This is a genomic window from Streptomyces sp. HUAS MG56, assembly GCF_058673395.1.
In genome coordinates this window covers 9,924,590-9,945,480 of sequence record NZ_CM178722.1, presented here as the reverse complement: position 1 = coordinate 9,945,480, position 20,891 = coordinate 9,924,590, and the positions used below count along the sequence as shown (strand labels likewise).

The window sequence follows — 20,891 nt, the reverse complement described above, 5'->3', positions numbered from 1 at the left end:
GCCGCTCGCTCAACGACACCACGCGAAGATCATCAGTGGTACCGGTCTTCCACGCCTCGATGACCAGATCTGACGCCTGAGACCCCTCAACTCCTGTGCACCGCATGAGGTTTGTGTGATCCTTGCCCGTTGCGGGCACAGGAGTGGGAAGATCACCGCCTGACGGGAGAAACGCGTGGACACTTCGGTCTCCGACGGGGATCGAGGACCGGAAGGGAAACCGGCGTGGTGCTGGACATCGTTAGGCTGTCCGTCAGCGGCGGCGCAGCGGAGAACGCCGACCTGGCCGGCTGGCTGGACGAAGAGGACGCCCTGCGCGGGCACGTGCGACGTGTGGCCGGACCTGTCCCCGACGGGGCTCTCGGCGGGGAGCTGCAGCAGTTGGTGGTGGGCCTGACCTCCAGCGGGGTCACGACGGCCGTGGCCAGCGTGGTCGTCGCCTGGCTGAGGCGTCGTACCGGAAGCGTGTCCGTACGCGTCTCGGGGCGGGACGGTTTCGAGCTCGAAGTGCACGCGGATCAGGTCCGGAACATGGACGCCGGGCAACTGCGCGCCCAGGTCGCCCAGTTAGTGTCGGCGGCGTGGCCCGACGGTGCCGGGCGGGAGCCGGGCGAGGGCGCCGACGGTGAGTGAGGTCGACGACGCTCCCGCCGGGGCGGACTTGGGCGCGCTGGCCCGGCCGGGATCACGCGTCCTGCTCGTGGGGACCGGCTCCCACGCGCCCGGATCGCCGTTGCCCTCCGTTCCCGCGGTGGAACGGTCGCTGAGGGCGCTGGCCGCGGCTCTGCGGGAGCGCAGCGGCGTGCCGGACGAGAACCTGCGTGTCCTGGTGGATCCGTCCAGCCCGCTGGAGTTCGGGGAGGCGGTCGACCGGGCCGCGGCGGAGGCGTCGGACGCCTTGCTGGTGCACGTCGTCGGCCATGGTCTGGTGGGGGCCGACAACGGGCTGTACCTGGCGACGTGTGCCACCGACGACCTGCTGGACGGCCTCTCCTACAAGGCGCTGGCGTACCAGGCGCTGCGTCAGGCTGTCCAGCGCAGCAGCGCTCGTGCCGTCGCGGTCACCCTGGACTGCTGTTTCTCCGGCCGCGCCGAAGGCCCGCTGGGGCCGCCCGCACTGGACGCGGTCTTCGAGCAGACTCTCGTGCGCGGCGGCTTCCTGCTGGCCTCCACCGCGCGCGAGGAGCACGGACTGGCCCGCTCCGGCGAAGAGTTCACCGCGTTCACCGGTGCCCTGATCCGGCTGCTGCGCAACGGTGATCCCATCGGGCCCGAGCAACTGACACTCGATCACGCCTACCGCCACCTCAACCGGGTGCTGCCCGAGCAAGGCGCCCCGAGGCCACGCCGGCACAGCAGCGACCAGGCCGGGGAACTGGTCCTGGCCAGAAACCCCGCCTACCACCCCCGCCGCCCGGCGCTACCTGCCGAGGAACCACGCGCCTCGGGTGCCGAGAAGGTCGCGGCACCGTGTCCCTTCCGGGGTCTGCAGTCCTTCGGAGCCGAGGACGCCCGGTACTTCTTCGGCCGGGACGAGGCGGTCGCGGACGTCACCCACCTTGTTCGCGGCGGCGGTCTGATCGCGGTCGTGGGGGCATCCGGCAGCGGAAAGACGTCCCTGCTGCGCGCCGGGGTGATCCCGGCGCTGGAGGCGCGCTCCGAAGGGTGGAGAGTCGCCACCATGAAGCCCGGCACCGACACCCCGACGACACCGCTCGCGCAGTACTCCGCCGCGCTCGCCGGCCACGACCGGGCCATGCTGCTGGTCGACCAGTTCGAGGAACTCTTCACCGCGGACGCCACGGAGGACGAGCGTGAACGGTTCGTCACCGGCCTCGCGGCACTCGCCGGCGGCCCGACCACCGTCGTCATCGCCGTCCGGGCCGACTTCTACGAGGCGTGCACGCGCTACCGAGCGCTGGTCAGGGCCCTGGAGGGCCGTCAGGTGGTCGTCGGCCCCCTCACCCCTGAACAGTTGCGGGAGGTGATCGAACGGCCGGCCAAGGCCGCCGGGCTGTCCCTGGAGGAGGGGCTGGCCGACACACTGCTCCACGACGCCCGGGTGTACCACGCCGGAGAGCACACTGCCGTACTGCCGCTGCTCTCGCACGCGCTGCTGGCCACCTGGCAGCAGAGGTCGGGCACCCGGCTCACCCTGTCCGGGTACCGGGCCACCGGCGGAATCGACGAGGCGGTCGCCCGCACCGCGGAAGAGGCGTACAAAGCCCTGGACCCCGGGGACCGGACCCACGTGCGTGGCCTGCTGCTGCGGTTGGTGCGCCTGGGCGAGGGCGTGGAGGACACCCGCCGCAGACTGCTCCTGGGCGACCTGGCCGCCCCCGGCCACCTCGATGCGGCCCGGCGGGTCCTGCGGGCCCTGGCCGAGGCCCGCCTGGTCACCGTGGACGCGGACAGCGCCGAGATCACCCACGAGGCGCTGCTGTACGCCTGGCCGCGGCTGCGCGCATGGATCGAGGAGGACCGGGCCGCCCTGCTCACCCTCCAGCAGCTCTCCGACGCCGCGCGCGCCTGGGACCAGGCCGGACGGCAGGATACGGATCTGTACCGCGGGCCCCGCCTGGACGCGGCCGTCCAGGCGGCGAGCGGGCAGCAGGCGAACGACGGCACGGACGGCGTCCTGGGCCCGGTCACCCGCGACTTCCTGGACCGCAGCCTGGAAGACCGGGACAGGCAGCAGCACGCGGCGCGGCGTGCTCGGCGCACCCGCCGTGCGGTGACCGCCGTGGTCTGCGCCCTGGCCCTACTGGCCTCCGTGGTGACCTTCATCTCCGTGCGCGAACACCGGCAGGCCGCGCACCAGGCCGCCCTGATCCGCTCCACCGACCTGGCCGCCGAGGCGAGCGCGCTCAGTGCCACCGATCCGGGTCTGGCTGCCCAACTCGCCGTCGCCGCCTACCGTTCCGCACCCACCCAGGACGCCACCACCCAGCTCTACACCGCGCTCGCCACGCCACTGGACCGTGTCGTCGGCGACACCGGCCACGAGGTCCTGCGGATCGTGACCCGACCGGACAGCGATCTGGCCGCGGCCGTCAGTACCGACGGCTCCGTGCGTATCTGGGACCTGGTCACCCCCTCCACGCCGGTCCTGAAGGCCACGCTCCACACTGCGGGAGCGGCGGCGATCGCTCTCGCGCCGCGCGGCAGACTGCTGGCGGGCATCTGCCCCACCGCGCATGACCTGTGCCTGTGGAACCTGGCCAACCCTCGCCAGCCCAGCGTCGCCGGGCGCCTGCCACGACCCGCCGACATCCCGCGCGGCCATCTCCAGATCAACTCGATGGCCGTCAGCCCGGATGGGACGCTGCTGGCCGCGGCATCGCCGATCGGCACCACACTGGTCTGGTCGATCACCGAGCCCGCGCACCCCCGTCTCGTCGCCGAACTGCCGACCCCGACCAGCAGGAAGCCCGAGGACGCGCTGAGCGCGGTCGCGTTCTCCCCACGCGGCACCCTGCTCGCCACCACCATCCTGGGCGGCAAGACCCGGCTGTGGAACCTCTCCCGTCCCTCCGCACCGGCCGCCACGGCCACGATCGCCAACGGATACGACGCGGTGGCCTTCAACGCCGACGGCACGCTGCTGTCCGCGGTCGGGGACAGCGACTTCGGTCTCTGGAGAACCGACAACCCGTCCAAGCCCCGATCGGTCAAGGTCGACCAATATGCCTTCTCCGGCTCGGATCTGACGAACCTGATGGCGGTGGCCTTCAGCCCGGACGGGGCCGGCCTGGCGGTCAGCGGCCTGGGCAGCTACCACAACAATGGCCAGATGTGCCTGCTCAGCCTCTCCCCGGCGAGGCTGACGAACTCGGCGTCGCCCATATGCACCCCGACCGGCTTCGGCACCCTGGCCCTGGCCTACACGCGCGCAGGCGCTCTCCTGAGCGGAGGCCCCGACGGCGTGGTGCGGTCGTGGCGCACCGCTCTGCCTCGGGCCGAGGACGTCGGCTCCATGTATCTGTCCGCTTCATGGGACTTCAGCCGCAGCGGACACCTGATGGCGGCGCCCGTCTCCTCCTCCCCGTCCATCGGCATCTGGGACTCCTCCGTCCCGCGCCGCATCGCCACGGTCAAACTCGCGGACGAGGTCCAGCAGGCACAGTTCATCGGCCCGTCCGACACGCTGCTGAGCGTCGCGCATGGTGGCCGGGTCCAGCTGTGGGACCTGCGCGATCCACACCATCCGGTACAGGGCGCGTCCCTGGGCACGGCGAACTTCCCCGCCGACGGGGGCTTCATCGTCTCTACGGGTGTCTTCGCGGACAGAGCGGGTGATCTGGTCACGGTCCCCGGCGGCGACGGCCGCGTGCACCTGTGGCACATCACCGACGCGCGCCACGCGGCCGAGGCCGGTTCCTTCCGCCTGCCCCACCCTGACGACTGGAGCGGCATCCTGAACGACGGCCGCACCGCCCTGGTCGCCACCCGGAAGGGCATCGAGTGGTGGGACACCAGTGACCCCCGGCATCCGGTCCACGGCGACACCACACGGCTCGCGCACGCGAACGAGGAGAACCTGATCGCCCAGGGCAACGTGGTGGCCGTCGCGACCCCGCAGCAGTCCGCGTCCAGCGGCGCCGACGCCATCCGCCTGTTCCAGGTCTCGGCCGGCAAGGTGCGCGCGTCGAGCAGCGTCCCAGGGCCCATCGGCACGGTGGTGCAGATGAGCGACGACGGCCGACTGCTGGCAGCCACCGGCAGCAGCGACAGCACTGTGCGCCTCTGGGACATCAGCGACCCCCGGCAGCCGCGCCCCCGCGCCACCGTCCGCGTCCCCCAGAAGACCGAGGGCATCGCGCTGGATCCGCACAACCGCTTCATGGCCGACTGGAACGGGAACGACGGGATCCAGCTGTGGGACATCCATGACCCGGCCCGGCCGGTCCTCAAGGCAACCATCCCGACTCCGCAGTACGACGAGGGCGCCGCACAGCTCGAGTTCCTCTCGTCGGGCAGCGCACTCGCCGTCGCCCGCAGGGACGGGGTCTCCTTCTTCAGCTCGGACCTCGCCGGTCTCGCCGACAGGGTCTGCTCCTACACCGGAAAGTCCATGCCCGAGACGCAGTGGCACAAGTACGTCCCCGGCATCCCCTACCGCGACCCGTGCCCGAGCCATGAGCAATGAAGTCGGCGCCGGCGTGTGCAGTCCCGTCGTCGCCACGACTGCCGACTGCAGCGCAACAGCGCCCAGCACATCCGAGTCGGCCAGTGAGGGCAGAGCGTCCCGTTGTCCGGAGGCCGACAGTTGCGGCGTCGTCACCGACCAGCAGGGTCTGGTCCTGGCACTCGCGCGCCCACTTGCGTGATCTTCGCGTGATGTCGCTGAGCGACCGGGTACGCCCTCAGCTCGCAGGCCATTCCTGCCAGCGACATCACGCGCCGAATCTGAGTAGCTGGTGCCGCCCGCAGTCGGCAGGTCAAGGAGGCTTCGGTCGAGCGTGATCAGTTCTTGGATGGTGGGTGCGTTTCGATGCCGTAGAGGCGGTGGGTCCGTTCATGTCCGAAGGCGATCGGCATGCTTGAGGCGGACCAGTCATCGAAGATCTTCCGTGCACATCCGACAGTTCGAACGAGAACCAGTGAGGATCCGACACCTTCACTGCGACAGGACAGTTGCTGTCCTGTCGCACTGAGCATGTCTGTGGATCTTGGGTTGTGCTGCTGGATTGCCAGGTGTTGTGAGAACGCTCTGCTCGCGGTTCTCAGTGCAACTGGCTTCTGCGGAATCGTGGGTGGCCTGCGAATCGGTTGTGAGGGACTGCCAGGGGGAGGAAGGCGGAGCCGTCCCGGGGCCGACGTAGGCTCACGGGTTGTGAATCAACTGGGTGAGGTTCGAAAGACGCGCTATCTGGTCCTTCACGACTATGGGATGGGGGGCCTGTGGTGGTGGGTGTGGGCTGAGTCCGCGGAGGAGATCGTGCGTGTCTGCGCCGAGGTCGAAGTGGTCACAGACCCGGAGGCCATCGAACGCGCGCAGACATGGACGTTGGAGGAGGTCCACCTCGACGCACCGGATCCGAACCCGCTGTCCAGGTTCCGCGCCCAGCGGGATGCCCAGCGCGGCCAGCCTGGTTTCGGCGTCTTGGCGGGACGGGACCGTGTGTACTTGCGCTGGCAGGAAGGCGGCGACGAAGAGATCTTCCTGATGGAACTCGGTCCGGACGGACGGCGGTTGCGGCAAGTCGAAATCGGCTCGGACGGCGGTGCTGTCAAGACGAGCGTGGAAGACTGGCCGCTCAACCCGCCCTGTGACCTGTATGACCCGCAGTATGCGTCCCTGGAGATCATGTGACGACTTCGAGGAAGCATGGCACCGGGCTCGCCGTGAGTCGCAGGGTTGATCAGCCGGGTGCCTGGGTTCGACGCTGGCAGAAGTGCCGGTAGAGGGGGTCCTGGGTTCCGAGCGTGGTGTAGATCCGGGCGAATCGTCTGCTCAGCTCGGCGGTCGTCGCCGAGTAGAGCTCCTTGGGATCGGGGGCGGTGGTGGGCGGATCGAGGATCAGGTGCGTCAACACCACGATCTCGGGGAACGCCGCGAGGTGGCTGCGGTCCTCAGCCGAGATCTTCTTGCTGACAGCGAGTGCTTCGACCCGGTCAAGGCGATCGGTCCACTCTTTCCCGAGGTCGATCGGCATTCCGGAGGCGGACCAGTCCTCGACGATCTTCCGCGCCAGGTCGAGGGCTCGCCTCGTCTGCCGGTGGCGGCGGGCGAGCTGCTCGAGTCGTCGCTGGGCCTCGATGACTTCCGGTAGGACGCCGAGCGGGATGTCATGAGTGGAGCGGATCCAGAGCTGATGTCGCGTGCAGAGGTGGACGTGGGCGGGTGAGAGGGTGATGACCACGGAAGCGGTGGGGCTGCGTCGGGCAGTGCAGCAGCGGCAGGGGCGGCTGACCAGGTGTTCCGTTCGCCGCTCGGGCTCCTGCTGGCTGAGGAAGTCGGCGAGCGCGGGCAGGGCCCTGGCGAGGCCGGACGTTGGGCGGCCGGAGAGTGCGGCCAGGCGTTCGGGCGAGGGGGGGAGTCCAGCCGGCCGTGGTGTTGCTGAGCGGTGAGAACTCCGGCGGCAGCGGGCCCAGGAGGCGGGCAAGGAAGCCTGCTGGACGGTTGTTGGCGACGGCCAGGCGGTGGAGATAGGAACCGAGGGTCGCGTTGTGGACGGGGCCGAGAGCGATGGGCAGCTGGCGGAGTCGGTCAGGCTGCGTCGGCATCCGGCCTCCGGCGGCGGGGCCGCCGCTTGCGGCGGTGTTCCTGATGAGCGTCCTCGGCGGTCTGGTCGACTTCGATGGCCTCCAGTGTCTTGCGGGTGATGGCCTCGCTGCCGTTGATGATGGCCTCAAGGGCGGCGCCGCGGACGAGTTGGGAGAGACTGCCGATCGCGCCGTCGGTGCGTTCGTGGAGATAGCCGTCGAGTTTGAGCAGGCTGCCGGGCCTGTGCCGGTGGAGTCGCAGAGCGTTTTCGAGCGAGGCGATCAGGTTCCGCCAGTTCTGCCGCTGTGCGGTGGTGCCGTAGGCGAACGGTTCGGTGTCGGTGACGGTGTATCGGCCGGCGATCTGCTGGCCCCGGACCCCGCTGAACAGGCCGCTCGCGGCGACGTCGATGCCGGCGAGTACGAAGGTGGCAGGGATCCGCTCGGACAGGTATTTGAGCTGGTCGGAGGCTTCGGCCCCGGCCTGGGTGGCGAGGTTGAGGTTGTGGATCTCGTCGACGAGCGCGAGTTCGACGCGCATTTTGATCAGCAGGTCGCAGACGGCGTTGGTGATGGAGGTCTGCGTCTCTTGCCGGACGACCGGGAGGCCCAGGAACCGGGCGAACTCGATGGCGAGCACCTTCGGGGTGGCCCGGGGCGGGACAGTGACGTAGACGACCGGCAGCCGTCCCGCGGCGGCCGGGCCGAGCCGTTTGCGGACCAGGAGTTCATGGCTGCGGCCGAGTTGGGCGATGGCGGTCGTCTTGCCGGTCCCGGCCTGGCCGGTGACGATCAGCCCGCGCCGGCCGGAGATCTGGTGCCGGTTGAGCGGGACCAGGCGCCGTCCGGTGGTGAACACGTTGCGGACGGTGGGGGTGGCCACGATCACGAGCCGGGAGTGGTAGTCCAGCCGGGGCTCGTTGTAAGCGAGGCGCTTCTCCTCGGTCAGGGCCTTGAAGGCCCGCAGCGAGAGCATGGTCGGGCAGGCCGGGGCGTCGTCGACGAACTGTCGCCAGCCGTCCTTGGTGGTCAGCGGGTTGTGCTCGTCGTCATGGGCGTCAGGCGGAGTCACCACAGCGGTTTCCCTTCCTCTTCCAGGGGGTTGAAGTCGCCGAACGGGGTGACCGGCGCCTCCTCCGGCCCTTCGTCCTCGCTGTCGTCCGCATCGGCGGACCGGGCGGACGGGAGTGCGGGCCGTGCGGAGGCCTCAAGGGCTGCCCGGGTGCGGGCCATGACCTGCTCCGATCCGGCCGGCGGCTTCCCCGCCCTGCGCAGCAGCTCGGCCAGGACCTGGGCAATAGCGGTCTCGCTGGTGTCGTCGCGGCCCTGGTCGGTGAGAAGCTGGCGTGCGTGGCGCCAGGTGAAGTCGGCGAACGGAGCCCGGACCATGGGCAGATGGGTCCACGGGACTTCGATCCACCGGCGGCTGTCGCTTCGCCGTACCCAGATGCGGGAGACGTCGTAGGGGTCGTAGCGGACCTCCCACAAATCCTGCTTGCCCGTCACCCCGGACGGCTGCCTCCGCAGCCGGTTGAGTTCAGGGCTGTCGTAGGTGCGGTAGTTGACCTTGATGCCGTAGTCGTTGACGGCTCTCCAGACCGCGGGCAGCAGTTCGATGTAGTCCTCCGCCGACAGAGCGACGGGCAGGTATCCGGCGCGGGCGACGGCGATGGCGTACGACTCGTTCGGCGACAGCGTCCGCCCCGCCATATAGGGGTTGCGCAGCCCCTCGTGGGGACGCTGCTGCCAGCAGATGATCCACTCGTCCAGGAGGTCCTGGAGCTGGGCGCGGGTCCAGACCGCCTCGGAGGCCGGATCGCTGCCGCGGCGGGTGACCTCGGAGCCGGTGTAGCCCGCGACGTACTGGCAGAACAGCGAGTTGATCGACGCGAACGTCCTCTCCACGATCGCCCGTCGGGGTCCTGGGCCGGGCGAGCTGCACCGAGATCCCCAGCAGCGTGCAGGCGGAGGAGAACGTGTCGGAGACGAACACCTTGCCGCGGTCGATCACGATGGTGTCCGGGACGATGACAGACTTGGCCGCTGCTTTCTCCAACCGCGCGTCCACCGCCATGAGCCGCTGGTGCGGCAGGATCGAGTCCGAGATCGCCAGGGTCTGGCTCCAGCCCGGACGCATCGGCTCGGGAACCAGCATCCTCGCCAGCAGCACCGCGGCGTCGACGCCTTTCGTGCCCGCGGGCCTGAGCAGGGCCGCGCAGATCGTGCGCGTGGTGACATCGACCGCGATCGTCAGTTCCGGGCGGGCCACGACACCGTCGTCCAGCACCGCCATCACGTCCAGCCGCGTGGAGTCGATCTGCACGATCTCCCCGGGACGGGAGGCCATGGACGGGGTGAACGGCCCCAGGGGCCGAAGAGCCCGCTGACGGCGAACCGTGGCCGACCCGAAGGACTCGTTGTTCTTGGCGAGGCTGTTCACCAGCCGGTAGAAGGTCGCCCTCGTCGGCAGGAGCTTCACCGCTTCCTCGCCGTGCTTCGCAGCGAGGATCTGCTCGGCCCGCAGCACGAGCCGCTTGCGGTCGCCCGTCGAAAGGTCCGTCTGCCCGGCCAGTGCCTCGGTGACCGCCTCGACGACGCGCTCGTCCGTCCTTCCGGTGCCGGGGACCGGGGCCGGTGGTTTCCGGGACCGGCCGTCCACCAGTCCCCACAACCCCTCGGCCTCGTAGCGCTGCCGCATCCGCAGGAAGGTCCGCTTGCTGATCTGCTGCCCGCCGGCTGCCAGCTCGGCGACCTTCGCAGCTTCCCGCTCCATCAGCGTCCGCCAGGCCGGGTCGTACTCGGGCCAAGGAGACGCCCTCCGGAGCGTCCGGAGGCAGCCCAGTGAGCACTTCCACCACGTGCTGTTCCCAGAACCGGGCCTGCTCGACGGCCGACGGCGGCAACGCGTCCACCAACGCGAACGGCGGCAGGACTCGCTCCGGGACCGCCCCCGGCCCCCGGTCCAGCACCTCGAAATCGGCGGCCGCCATCACGTAGCCGGCAGCCATGACACTGGTGTCGCCCTCGTCGCTGAGCAGTCGCAAGGCCGTTCCCTCCAGCCCGATGACCTGCTGGTTCCGGCCCTCGAACCGGATCCGGTCCCCGACCCGCAGAACTCCGCGTGGCGCCAGTTCAGCCATGACTCACCGCCGCGCAGCCGATCATGGAGCCGTCTCCCAGCGGCACCGCCAGGTCAAGACGCAGGTCACACACCACAGCAGGTGGTAGAGCGTCGGCAGGACGGACAGCGGGTCCCCCACTGCCTCGGCACCGTCCATGAGCAGCCGCGGGTCGTCGAAGGCGTCCATGAGCCGTTTCGCGACGTCGCCGACCCGGTTGCGGGGATGCCGATAGCCAGACAGCCAGCGGACGTTGGCCATCTCCACCGGATCGGGCTCGTGCACCAGCGCGAAGGACCAGCAGCCCATCTCCTGGCACATCGCCTCGGTCGCCGTGAACTTCACCGCGTCCTCCGGGCCGACCCGGTCCGCCGGCCGGACATCGACGACCAGGCCCGAGCCGTCCTCCAGACGTGCGAAGTAGTCCGGCGTATGCGAGAGCCGGCGCTTCTCCCCCTGCCAGGTCACCCGGAACGGCTGCAAGGCCAGCCCAGCCACCCGCCGGTCCTGATCGAGGAGCATGGCCCGGTCCCGCTCCAGCCACGACTCGAACCCCACCAGCGACTGCGTCGTCGCAGCCCAGTACCAGCCCGTGAAGTGCCGCTGCCCGCGGTACGACGTGAACCGCCGCACCGGGAGCACCGACTCGAACCGAACCCGGGATACCGCCTCCAGCACGGACTTCCGCAGCCCGCCGCCCCCGCCGTCAGCCCACTCGACATCGACCAGCCCCAGATCCATCGCCACCCCCGGCTCCGCGTACCTGCCGAAAACGACCGTGACAGGTACAGCGAGAACCGGACCAGGAAAATGAGATCAAACCCCACGTACGGGGCAAATGCCATCGCTCAGCGCGCGACGCAATGAGAATCCGACAGCGCGAACGAGAAGCGGTGAGAATCCGACAGGCTCAGTGCGACAGGACACCAGTTGCCAAGGGAAGCGCGCAGCACACAGCATCGTCGGTGACAACAATCTTGCCGATGTGACAGCTATCGTGCTTCGGCTCAGGACACCACGAGTTCAACCTGAGTAACTACCCGGCCTTGGGTCAAGCCCATCTTCTAGCCGCCGCGGGCCAGTGCGCGCCAGATGGCCACCGCTGCCGCGAGCTGGGCGAGTAGCCAGGCGACGTGTCCCGAGAAGCCACGGGTCTGGTAGACGGACAGCAGCAGCGCGAAACGGCTGGGCCAGTACTGCCGTTCCTCCCTGAACGTCGACGTGTCCATCCAGATGCTGGTGAGCGTCAGGATGGACAGCATGAGCACGGAATAGAGAAGCAGGGTCAGATTTCCGACGCCCACGTGGGTGGCCTTGTTGAACAGAATGGCCAGGCAGGCGGGCACGGCGTAGGCGAAGGTCAGGCTCCAGGCGCGAACGGGACTGCGACGGCCGGGGAGCAGGCGCCAGAGCGCGCCCAGGACAAACCCGGAAGCGGCCCACGCCACCTGATAGGCGATGAGACTGGCGAGGACCTCGGGGATTCCGGTGGGTTGGTAGGAGAGCTGTAGCAAGGTCCAGGGATCGTACAACTGCTGAAAGAGCAGGGCTCCGGTGGCCGGAACTCCGAAACAGAAGGCCAGACGCGCGGTGCGCGTGGCATTGGTCCACCAGTGGCCCTCGGGTCCCCAGGCCAGGGCGGCTTCCAGAACGGAAATCTGCGCGGGTGGGTTTTTCCGTCCGCAGCCGTCCACCACCCACTGGCGCAGCCCGTGCAGCTGATCCTCCAACTGCTCACAGGTGACGGTCCCGGCTCGCCCTTGGTCCAGTAGTTCCAACTGGTGGTTGAGGCGACGGTACTCATGGGCCTTGGCCATCAGCTCACAACGGTGTTTCCTGGTGCTCAGCCGCTTCATGTAGAAGGCGTCGCCCAGCTGGCTCAGTACTGACCACCGCCGCCCTACCGCGAGAACCGCGAACAGCGAGCCGATGTTCAGAATGAGCCAGATGCTGTACTGAGCGCTGTTGCCCGCCAGGGTGGCACCCTGTAGACCAGCGGTGAAGGCGAACACCACCGCGGTGAGCAGCAGGTCTGGCCCTTCCGGGCCGAGGGTGCGCTTTTTCTGCTTTCGATCGGACGGGCTCCGTGGCGTTTTGGCACGAATATGCAACAGGCCAAGGAGTGCGATACCCGTCAGGACCCAACTGTAGGAGAAGATCCACGTCAGCTCGGTGAAGGGGTATTTTCCCAGGTACTTGCTGACATATGCCCCGTGGTTGGCTTCAGTGTTCTGGTCGGTGAGCCAGGTGGTCCGCCTCCATTGGTTTTCGCTTTCCCAGCCGAGGTATGCGAGCAGGCCCCCGGCGACCGTCCCGAGCAGCGCGGAGAGGACGACGACACAACGAACCGGCGAACTGTCCCATCTGGCGGTCCAGGAGGCTGGGACGAGTGCTCCCTCACGTCCGAAGCGCCAGGCCCACGCGGTCATGGCGGCCAGCCACAACCACACTGTCGCCAGGTCCATGAGGATGTAGCCGATCTCGCCGGAGACGCTCACCGCCCTCTTCGACACCAGGGTCGACGGCAGGCCGAACAACTCGGGTGCCAGGACCACGAGTAAGCCGACCGCCGCCACGGCCGAGGTCGCGCCGATGACGGCGCGGGCCAGGCGACGCCGTCGGTCTTCGAAGGCACCGGACGCGTCGGCCGTGCCGTACACGGCCGTGATCCGCACGCTGCCGCCCCAGGGACGGGCGACGAGAACGAGTGTCAGGCCAGCGGCAATGCAGACGAGGGCGTACCACTGTGGGCCGACCCGGTGCTGATGGTTGAGCAGAATCAGCATCAAGGCGACCGCAGCGCTGAGCATGGCCCACTGCAGAACGGTCTGCGTAGGGCCGTCGCCGGTCCCGCTGCTGGTACCGCCGCGCCGATACGCGCGCTGGGTGCGAAGCGCGGCCAGCGCAAGCACGACGGAAGCGGACACCCACCAAGCCGCGACTCCGGCCGTGCTCCAGAACGACTGGCCGAAACTCAGGATCCAGGAGCGTTGCCACGGCAGGTCGACTTCCAGCTCGATACTCGTGGGCGGCAGGTTTATCCATTCCAGCTTTTTCTCGGTGGAAGAAGATGCCCTGCCGGAGATGTCACTGAAATGCAAGCCGCCCAGATAGGCGTCAACCCGCTCCCAGTTGGCTTTCTGGAGAGTCTGCGGGTGGAGGAGAACCTGCCACTTCTCGCTCTTTTCCCGTTTGATATCCCAGGGGCCGAGCAGGATTTCGTTGTAATCCTGGATCAAGGCGAGAGAGTCATACTTCACCTGGACCTGTCCATTTTGGGTGCTCACGACCGGGTTCTCGATGCGCCACTCCTCCGAGTGCTGCGCATTATCCGATCCGCGCAGCAGGCAGTGCATCGCTTGCTGGTATTCTTTGGAATCTCCGTTGAAGGTGAGCCACCTTGCCCAACGCCACTCGGTCAGGGGCAACTTGATGTTTACGTCGGAATAGATCCTGACGTAGTCACCCTTGGGATTCTGGTCGAATCGAATCGTGGCATCGACGGTGCTGATCTGATCGAGTCGATTCTCCGAACAGTTGACACTATGAGTTTGCCGCGCCTCTGCGGCAGGGCATCCCCACCACAGCATGGCGGCAGTCATCAACAGCAAAAGCCACCGCCACTGGATCCCCTTCGTCACCCCAAACCTCCTCCCTGGGGAAATCGAACTTATTCGCCTGTCATATGCCATCCCCGCTGACACGCGGCAGGAGGTCCGGCAGACCACTCCATCGGCCGGTGCTCTCGAATTGCAGGGAACCGGTCAGTGGCAGATAATGAAATCTGGTTACTGTCAACTATTTGACGGAGGGGTCATGACCGACACATCGGTGTCCGTTCCGACGAGCCCTCTTCCCCGCTTCGAGGAAGCCCAGGGGCTGGGGCCTCAGGACGCGGAGTTCGTCCGGGATCTGGTGGCGGTGCTGGCCAGGCACGGGAACCTGAACCGATTCGGCCTGTGCCTTCTGCACGACCACTTCCCGATCGCCGCAGGCGAGGTCCTGGTGGAGACGAACGACTCCAGGGCCCGCACGCTTCAGGCTCACGTGGAGAAGACGGGCCGCACACGGCACACCAAGGCCTCGCAGTGGCGCTTCCTGCCGCACGGCGAGAACGGTCCGGGTGCGGAGCGTGACGGAGGGGCGTACGAGGTACTCCAGTTGTGCACCACGCTCGACCTGTGCCCGGGGAACGAACACAAGGGCGAGCATTGACCGCGATCGCGGAGAAGAACGCTGCCCTAGAACTCCCCTAGTCGCGTTTGAGATGTTGATCAAGGTCGTGAAACGATCTTGATACGGCTCGTGGAGATCTGACGGACGGACAATGGGCCCGACTGGAAGCGGTGTTGCCGCCGCTTCCGAGGATGGGCCGCAAGCCCCGGGACCGGCGGCAGCTCTTCGACGGGATCTGGTGGCGAGCCCGCACGGGCCCGCCGTGGCGGGACGACCCGAGCGGTACGGCCCGTGGAAGACGGCATACACACTGTTCCGGCGTTGGCAGATCGACGGGACCTGGGCCCGCATCCTGAAGCAGCGGCTCGGTGCGCGCGACCTCCTCGACGGTCAGCACCTCCGCTCCGCCGAACTCCGTGACGGTGACTGCCCTTGTCCTCGCTCATGTCCGTCTCACTGTTTCTTGTGCCGGGACCGCGGTCCCGGCACAAGAAGCCCAGCGAGCAGCTGCTCGCGACCGGCGCGTTCCCCGAGGAACTCGCCGCAGCGCTGGACCGGATAGGGCCGCAAACCCGCATCGTCAGCCTGCGCACCTCGGCCTTCCTGCTCGCGGCGGCCGGTCTGCTGGACGGTCAGCGGGCCACCACGCACTGGGCGCTGTGTGACGCGCTGGCGCGGCTGTTCCCCGACGTCGACGTCGATCCGGACCTCCTGTTCGTCGACAACGGACGCATCCTTACGTCCGCCGGCGGAGCGGTCGGCATCGACCTGTGCCTGCACCTGGTCCGTCTGGACCACGGGGCTGCGGTGGCCTCGGCCGCCGCGCGGCGCTGCGTCGTGGCGCCGTGGCGCGGGGGCGGGCAGGCCCAGTTCATCGAGCACCCGGTTCTGCAGGACACCGACCGTTCCACTTCGGCGACCCGGCAGTGGGCGCTGGACCGGCTGGCCGAGCCGGTCACACTGGAGGACATGGCCCGGCACGCGCACATGAGCGTGCGCACCTTCACCCGGCGGTTCCGCAGCGAGGTGGGCAGCAGCCCGCTGAAATGGCTGGCGCAGCGGCGGCTGGCGCACGCGCGCCTGCTGCTGGAGTCCACCGACCTGACCGTCGCACGGATCGCCACCGTCTGCGGCTTCGGCGACCCCGTCGCCCTGCGCAAGCACTTCCACACGTACCTGGGCCTGTCACCACTGGCCCACCGTCGCGCTCACAGCGCACCGGAGCCGATGACGCCACGGTGACCACCCAGCCGGGTCGGGGCTGCGACAACGCCCCACCCATCAGCCGGCGCGTCGAGTGGCTCCTGCTGCCCTCTACCACCACTTCAAGGGCAAAGTCGCGGACATCATGTACCGGGTTACCGAGGGCATCGTGGATGACATGGACCGTGTAGGCGGCGGTGCCTCGCCGAGTACTGCAACGGCACGCGGAAGACGGTCTGGCGATCGCGCCCACGGGCTACACCGTGGGTCTGTATGGTCTTCGGCTCTGGTCCGTAGTCGGTGGTGACGCCGAGTAGCCGCCTCGGTCATGACCTTGTGGTGGATATCACATTCACCACCGCCTGGCAGCGGGTCGCCCAGCTGCCGGCCCTCATCTGACGGTCGGCCACCGCCCCGACGACGCCGCAGAGGAGAGCATCGCACCACCCTCGGGCCCGTGGGACCCGACGACCCGCAGCGTCACGCGACGGCCAGTCCCGACACGACGCGGGACATATCGGGCAGCCAGCCGCTCACGACGCCCCCGTCAGCCCTTAGAAGAATCGAGGTCGACACCAAAATGATCACGAACCCCCGTGCCCTGCTATCCGACCCTACCGGCTGATCGCCAACTCTCCACGCAATCACGGAACTTGACGGAGCCCTGCGCACAGCTGGCTGAGCTTCGCGGTCGAGCCTCACAGCCCACGGCCGCTTCCAGCCCGAACGCCTCCGCGTGCTTGATGCTGTCTTCCCCGGTCGCCAGGTGAGGCGCCGTTCACCGATACTGGTCCTGTTACGGGAACTCATGGCCGCGGTGGCCTTTGCTGAGGACGGCACCGACACGCGTGGCAGTGCGGGAGGTCCGTGATGAGCATGGCGGGACGGCACGGCACGCATGCGGTGGTGACCGGCGGCGCCGGCTTCGTGGGATCACACTTGTGCGCGGCGTTACTGGGCCGGGGGTACCAGGTGACCTGCGTGGACGACTACTGCACGAGTTCGCCCGCCAACATCGCCCATCTGGCGCAGCATCCCGGCTTCTTCGTGCAGTGCGCCGACGTCGCCGAGGGTCTTGAGGTGGCACGGCACACGGATGTGGTGTTCCATCTGGCGTCGCCCGCGTCGCCCGCGGACTATCTACGGCTTCCGGTGCACACCCTGGAGGCGGGGAGCCTGGGGACGCGTCATGCTCTGGCCCTGGCTCAACGGGACGGCGCCCGGTTCCTGCTGGCGTCGACCTCGGAGGTGTACGGCAATCCGCAGCAGCATCCGCAGAGCGAGGGATACTGGGGCAATGTCAATCCGGTCGGTCCGCGCAGCGTCTACGACGAGGCGAAGCGGTTCGCCGAGGCGCTGACGACCGCGACGGCGAGGGCGTGCGGCGTGAACACGGCGATCGTACGGCTGTTCAACACCTATGGTCCGCGGATGCGCTCCCACGATGGGCGCGCGGTGCCGACCTTCATTCGCCAGGCGTTGGCGGGGCAGCCGTTGACGGTGACCGGGGACGGTCGACAGACGCGTGCGCTGACCTATGTCGACGACACCGTTGCGGGCATCCTGGCGGTGGCCGACTCGGAGCTGGCCGGACCGGTCAACATCGGTAGTGACGTCGAGTTCACGATGATCGAACTCGCGTATCTGGTGATCGATCTGACGGGCTCGCGGTCCGGTGTCGCGTTCGTCGACTGTCCGATCGACGACCCGGTGGTGCGCTGCCCGGACATTACCCTAGCACGCGGCAAGCTCCGCTGGGAGCCGCGGACCTACGCCCGGGAGGGACTCGCGCGGACCATCGCCTGGTTTCGGGATCACCCGGCGGCGTGAACCGCCCATCGCTCTGTGCTCGGTGGCCCGGTCACGCCTGGAAGGGCACGTAGGCGTACCAGGGGCGGGAGCACGTGCGGTGCGGACGCCGCAGGACGGCGATGCGGTGCACCTCCCCCTCAAGGGTCCAGTCCAGGTTAGCGACGAAGTAGGCGATCGCGTCGCGCACGGCCGGCAGGTTGTAGTCGTCGACCAGGACCAGACCGCTGCCGCGGATCAGCCGGTCGAGATAGTGGAGGTCCGCGAAGACTCCCTCGAAGCGGTGGTCGCCGTCGACGAAGGCAAGGTCCATGCTGCGGCCCTCGCCGACCAGGCGCGGTAGTTCCAGGCTGGAGTCGCGGGGGCGGAAGTCGACCAGGTCGGTAAGGCCGACGGTACGGACCGCGCGCAGCCCAGCGCAGTGGTAGCGGTTCGCCTGGTGGGGATCGAGGACCACGTGGCGAGTGCCGGTGAGACCGTTGCGTCGCAGGCCGTCGCACAGGTACAGGGTGGAAATGCCGTTGGCCATGCCGGTTTCGATGGTGCGTTGCGCGCCTTCGGCGAGCACGGTGCGGCGCAGCACGTCGCCCTGTTTGCGGTCGATGCTGACGGGGTGCAGCGACACGGGCACACCGTCGTCGCCCAGGACGTAGCCGCTGCGCTCGGCGGCCTGGACGTAGGCGTCGACGGTGGTGGGCCAGTTCATGGAGTGCCATCCTCCCGTCGGAGTTGGAAGTAGTCGCCCGCCCAGCGTTTGAGGTCGGCGCGGGGCCGGGCCCACTCCCAGCAGCCGTCGGCGCCCACCCGCAGGTCCCGGTCGGGGTCGAAGGACAGCTCCTGCAGCCGCAGGGTCGCCTGGGGGTAATTGCGGTCCTGCTGCCAGCCGTGCCACAGGCTCAGCAGGCTGCCGTCAAGGCTGCCGAGGGCACTACGGATGTGCGGGTAGGCCGTGTGGGCCCAGGTCTGGTAGTGGCGGCGCAGCGGGCTGTCGTGCAGCTCCGCGCAGGTGTTGTGCCAGTCGCCGACGAAAGCGTGGGCCATCAGGTGGTCGCCGATGCCCGACAGGCAGGCGTCGTACAGGCCGTGCTCCTCGATCCAGTCCCGGCGGCCCGCCCAGCCGTATCCGGTATGGCCGTGATCGACGTAGGTGGACCAGGACAGGGGGTCGGGGTCTAGGTGGAAGAGATGAGCGAAGGAGAGCAGGACGTCGCCGCGCAGGTGATAGGCCGTCTGGCCAGCGGCCAGACGGATCACCTCGGTGAAGGGCTGGACGACGGTGTACTGCGTCAGCAGGTCGGAGGTGCGGGCGAGCCAGTCGGGCTCGGAGAAGAAGACGTCACCGTCGATCCAGGCCAGCTTGCTGAAGCTGTCGGGCAGGGCGCGAACCAGGAGGTTCAGCAGCCGTTCCTTCTGCCACAGCACGCTGTTCGAGCGCACCTGAAGAACCTGCTCGCTGGCCGGCAGCTCGAAGGGCCGGTCGCCGAAGGCGCACTCGACGCACCGCCAGGCGGCGCCCGAGCGGTGCAAGGACTGGAGGAAGGACAGGATGTTGCGTCGGCGCGACTGATAGCCGCACGGGTTGAAGTACGAGGTGAGGATGCAGATGTCGGCGCGGGCGCGGTAGTGCTCGGCCGGACGCGCGGTCAGCGGGATCCGGTGGCCGGTGTGGCCGCCGGGGCCGGCTTCGCCGTGGTCGAGCAGATCGCGGGCCCAGGTGGGCACCGAGTTCTCGCCGGTCAGGTGCCGGTGCCCGGCGCGGCGGCGAAAGGTCCAGGCGGCGAGGGCATCAGCGAGGTCCGCCAGGGCGCCGACAGGCAGCTCGGACAGCCGGGCGTTCGGGTCGAGTCGCACGGACACGGCCAGGGTGTCGAAGGCTCCGTCGGGCTCTACGGGCGGCTGCTCGCGCTCGCGCACGGCCTGGAGGACCTCGCTCACCCGGGTGTCCTGGGCATCCTCGGTGCCGAGGTACGCGACGAGCGCGCGGCAGCCGGTGTCCTCGTCGGGGAAGACGGCGATGCCGTCGTCCTTCCCGACGGCGCCGTAGTCGCGGGTGAACCGGTTGCTGGGGAGCAGGCCGGGGTTGCAGGTGCGCCAGGCGCGGCTGCCGTCGACGCGAAGCTCGCCGGGCCTGAGCACGTACTGCAGCGGGCCGTGGCGGCCGGCGGCGATCGCGTCGCTGGATCGGGCCAGCTGTCGAGCGAGTCGGTCTCGCAGGGCACGTACGGTGTCCTCCGGGGCGAACAAAGCCCGGGCACTGTACTCCTCGGCGAGTTGTGCCTGCGCGGCGCGACCGGTGGCGCGCAGTCGGTCCGCGCAGCGTGACAGCTCATCGGCCTGGGCGCGGTGGCGCGGTGGCGAGCCCAGGGTGGTCGGCCAGGCGGTCGGCGGGGTGGTGGGGCCGGTCACAGTGCGCTGTCCTCTCGGCGACCGTAGAAGTAGGCGCTGACCTGCTCGTGCAGGGCGGGCTTGTCGGACGCCCAAGCGAAGACGCCCTGGCCGTCGGCCGCCAGGTCGCGTCGGGGGTCGAAGTCGGCGGCGGTGAGGATCCGCAACCGCTCGAAGTAGCGGCGCCTGGCGGCGCTGCCGTGCCACAGCGTGGTGACGGCCTGCGGTACCCAGCCGACCCGGCCCTGCACTCGATGGTGCAGTTGGAGCGCCCAGCTGCGCCATGACTCGCGCAGGGGGGCGGGGAGCAGACGGGCCAGCGGGTGCTCGAAGTATCCGTAGGCGGCCAGCGCCAGCATGGTGTCGGCGCCGCCGACGATCATCGTGTCGAACAGGCCTGATCCGGCCAGTAGTTCGCGGCGCGCGGCCCAGGCCACTCCAGGCTGGGCCAAGGACAGGTGGAAGCGGAAGGGGTCGGGCACGTCGGAGCCGACTGCGCAGGCGATGCCCGGCCCGCGTAGCTTCCCCGCCTTCGGCGTGCCGTCGGTGGCGGGGCCAGCCTGGAGGACCTCGCTGAACAGCTGGATCAGGTCGAAGGACTCCAACAGCGCGCAGGCGTGGGGATACCAGTCCCGGTCGGGGAAGAGGACGTCGGCGTCGACCCAGGCCACTTTGTCCACCGTGGGCGGCAGGGTCGCCATCGCCAAGTTGAGCAGGCGCTCCTTGTGCCACATCACGTGTCGGCCGGTCAGGCGTAGGTGCCAGGGGTCGTCGGCGGGGAGCTCGAAGTGCCCGTCGAAGCTCAGCTCGATCATCCGGTAAGGGACCCGCAGGGCGCGCATCCCAGTCAGGAAGGCGTGCAGGTTGGCGCGCCGGGTGACGTATTGGCATGGGTTGAAGTAGCAGGAGACCACGGCCAGTTCGCCATCCAGGCGGGCGAGGCGTCCGCGGACCGGTGGTGGGGGGGCGGGTCTGGGGCGCATGGTTCGC

Annotated in this window: 15 protein-coding genes and 1 pseudogene; 8 read left to right on the top strand and 8 right to left on the bottom strand. The window is 68.9% G+C overall.

The features are described 5' to 3' along the window. The first annotated feature begins 228 nt into the window (after positions 1–228). From AC4OXY_RS45365 to AC4OXY_RS45355, 3 genes are all read left to right on the top strand, one after another. Positions 229–633 carry an effector-associated constant component EACC1 gene (locus tag AC4OXY_RS45365; RefSeq protein ID WP_491992683.1) on the top strand — a complete coding sequence of 135 codons (405 nt, stop codon included), beginning with the start codon at positions 229–231 and terminating at the stop codon, positions 631–633. Further along, positions 626–5,149 carry a caspase, EACC1-associated type gene (locus AC4OXY_RS45360; protein WP_491992682.1) on the top strand — a complete coding sequence of 1,508 codons (4,524 nt, stop codon included), beginning with the start codon at positions 626–628 and terminating at the stop codon, positions 5,147–5,149. The genes AC4OXY_RS45365 and AC4OXY_RS45360 overlap by 8 nt, the downstream gene beginning before the upstream one ends. Before the next feature lie 687 nt (positions 5,150–5,836). Then, the gene (locus AC4OXY_RS45355) at positions 5,837–6,316 is read left to right on the top strand and encodes a hypothetical protein (RefSeq protein ID WP_491992681.1); all 480 of its coding nucleotides are present in this window, start codon (positions 5,837–5,839) and stop codon (positions 6,314–6,316) included. A 49-nt stretch (positions 6,317–6,365) separates the two neighbouring features. On the opposite strand, the gene AC4OXY_RS45350 is transcribed toward AC4OXY_RS45355, so the two are convergent. From AC4OXY_RS45350 to AC4OXY_RS45340, 3 genes are all read right to left on the bottom strand, one after another. Beyond that, complete coding sequence (locus AC4OXY_RS45350) at positions 6,366–6,866, bottom strand: hypothetical protein (RefSeq protein ID WP_491992680.1); 501 nt, start codon at positions 6,864–6,866, stop codon at positions 6,366–6,368. A gap of 347 nt (positions 6,867–7,213) precedes the next feature. Continuing rightward, entirely contained in the window at positions 7,214–8,284 is a 1,071-nt protein-coding gene (locus tag AC4OXY_RS45345) for an AAA family ATPase (protein WP_491992679.1), read from the bottom strand. Continuing rightward, positions 8,278–9,114, bottom strand: a complete 837-nt coding sequence (locus tag AC4OXY_RS45340; RefSeq protein ID WP_491992678.1) for a Mu transposase C-terminal domain-containing protein — start codon at positions 9,112–9,114, stop codon at positions 8,278–8,280. The genes AC4OXY_RS45345 and AC4OXY_RS45340 overlap by 7 nt, the downstream gene beginning before the upstream one ends. Before the next feature lie 131 nt (positions 9,115–9,245). Between AC4OXY_RS45340 and AC4OXY_RS45335 the strand changes: the two genes are divergently transcribed. Then, a complete protein-coding gene (locus tag AC4OXY_RS45335; protein ID WP_491992677.1) occupies positions 9,246–9,596 on the top strand; it encodes a hypothetical protein in 351 nt (116 codons plus the stop codon). A 774-nt stretch (positions 9,597–10,370) separates the two neighbouring features. Here AC4OXY_RS45335 and AC4OXY_RS45330 read toward each other — a convergent pair. Both AC4OXY_RS45330 and AC4OXY_RS45325 read right to left on the bottom strand, forming a co-directional pair. Next, positions 10,371–11,069 (bottom strand): TnsA-like heteromeric transposase endonuclease subunit, encoded by a 699-nt coding sequence (locus AC4OXY_RS45330; protein WP_491994742.1) that lies wholly within the window; start codon positions 11,067–11,069, stop codon positions 10,371–10,373. 323 nt (positions 11,070–11,392) lie between these two features. Continuing rightward, positions 11,393–13,969 carry a DUF6185 family protein gene (locus tag AC4OXY_RS45325; RefSeq protein WP_491992676.1) on the bottom strand — a complete coding sequence of 859 codons (2,577 nt, stop codon included), beginning with the start codon at positions 13,967–13,969 and terminating at the stop codon, positions 11,393–11,395. A gap of 175 nt (positions 13,970–14,144) precedes the next feature. Between AC4OXY_RS45325 and AC4OXY_RS45320 the strand changes: the two genes are divergently transcribed. The 4 genes and pseudogenes from AC4OXY_RS45320 to AC4OXY_RS45305 all read left to right on the top strand — a co-directional run bounded on the left by AC4OXY_RS45320 (position 14,145) and on the right by AC4OXY_RS45305 (position 17,537). Then, the gene (locus AC4OXY_RS45320; protein WP_491992675.1) at positions 14,145–14,543 is read left to right on the top strand and encodes a hypothetical protein; all 399 of its coding nucleotides are present in this window, start codon (positions 14,145–14,147) and stop codon (positions 14,541–14,543) included. Positions 14,544–14,641: 98 nt separating this feature from the next. Then, positions 14,642–14,859 (top strand): annotated as a pseudogene (locus AC4OXY_RS45315) (transposase); the annotation flags it as partial. 110 nt (positions 14,860–14,969) lie between these two features. Then, positions 14,970–15,746, top strand: coding sequence for a GlxA family transcriptional regulator (locus tag AC4OXY_RS45310; RefSeq protein WP_491992674.1), 777 nt, complete (start codon positions 14,970–14,972; stop codon positions 15,744–15,746). 831 nt (positions 15,747–16,577) lie between these two features. Continuing rightward, positions 16,578–17,537 (top strand): NAD-dependent epimerase/dehydratase family protein, encoded by a 960-nt coding sequence (locus tag AC4OXY_RS45305; protein ID WP_491992673.1) that lies wholly within the window; start codon positions 16,578–16,580, stop codon positions 17,535–17,537. A gap of 31 nt (positions 17,538–17,568) precedes the next feature. Here the strand turns inward: AC4OXY_RS45305 and AC4OXY_RS45300 are convergent, their stop codons facing one another. The 3 genes from AC4OXY_RS45300 to AC4OXY_RS45290 are packed head-to-tail and all read right to left on the bottom strand — an operon-like array spanning position 17,569 to position 20,884. Continuing rightward, the gene (locus tag AC4OXY_RS45300; protein ID WP_491992672.1) at positions 17,569–18,222 is read right to left on the bottom strand and encodes a class I SAM-dependent methyltransferase; all 654 of its coding nucleotides are present in this window, start codon (positions 18,220–18,222) and stop codon (positions 17,569–17,571) included. Then, the gene (locus AC4OXY_RS45295) at positions 18,219–19,922 is read right to left on the bottom strand and encodes a hypothetical protein (protein ID WP_491992671.1); all 1,704 of its coding nucleotides are present in this window, start codon (positions 19,920–19,922) and stop codon (positions 18,219–18,221) included. Before AC4OXY_RS45295 ends, AC4OXY_RS45300 begins: the two co-directional genes overlap by 4 nt. Further along, on the bottom strand, positions 19,919–20,884 hold the full coding sequence (locus AC4OXY_RS45290; RefSeq protein ID WP_491992670.1) for a hypothetical protein: 966 nt from the start codon (positions 20,882–20,884) through the stop codon (positions 19,919–19,921). The genes AC4OXY_RS45295 and AC4OXY_RS45290 overlap by 4 nt, the downstream gene beginning before the upstream one ends. Positions 20,885–20,891: the final 7 nt, after the last annotated feature.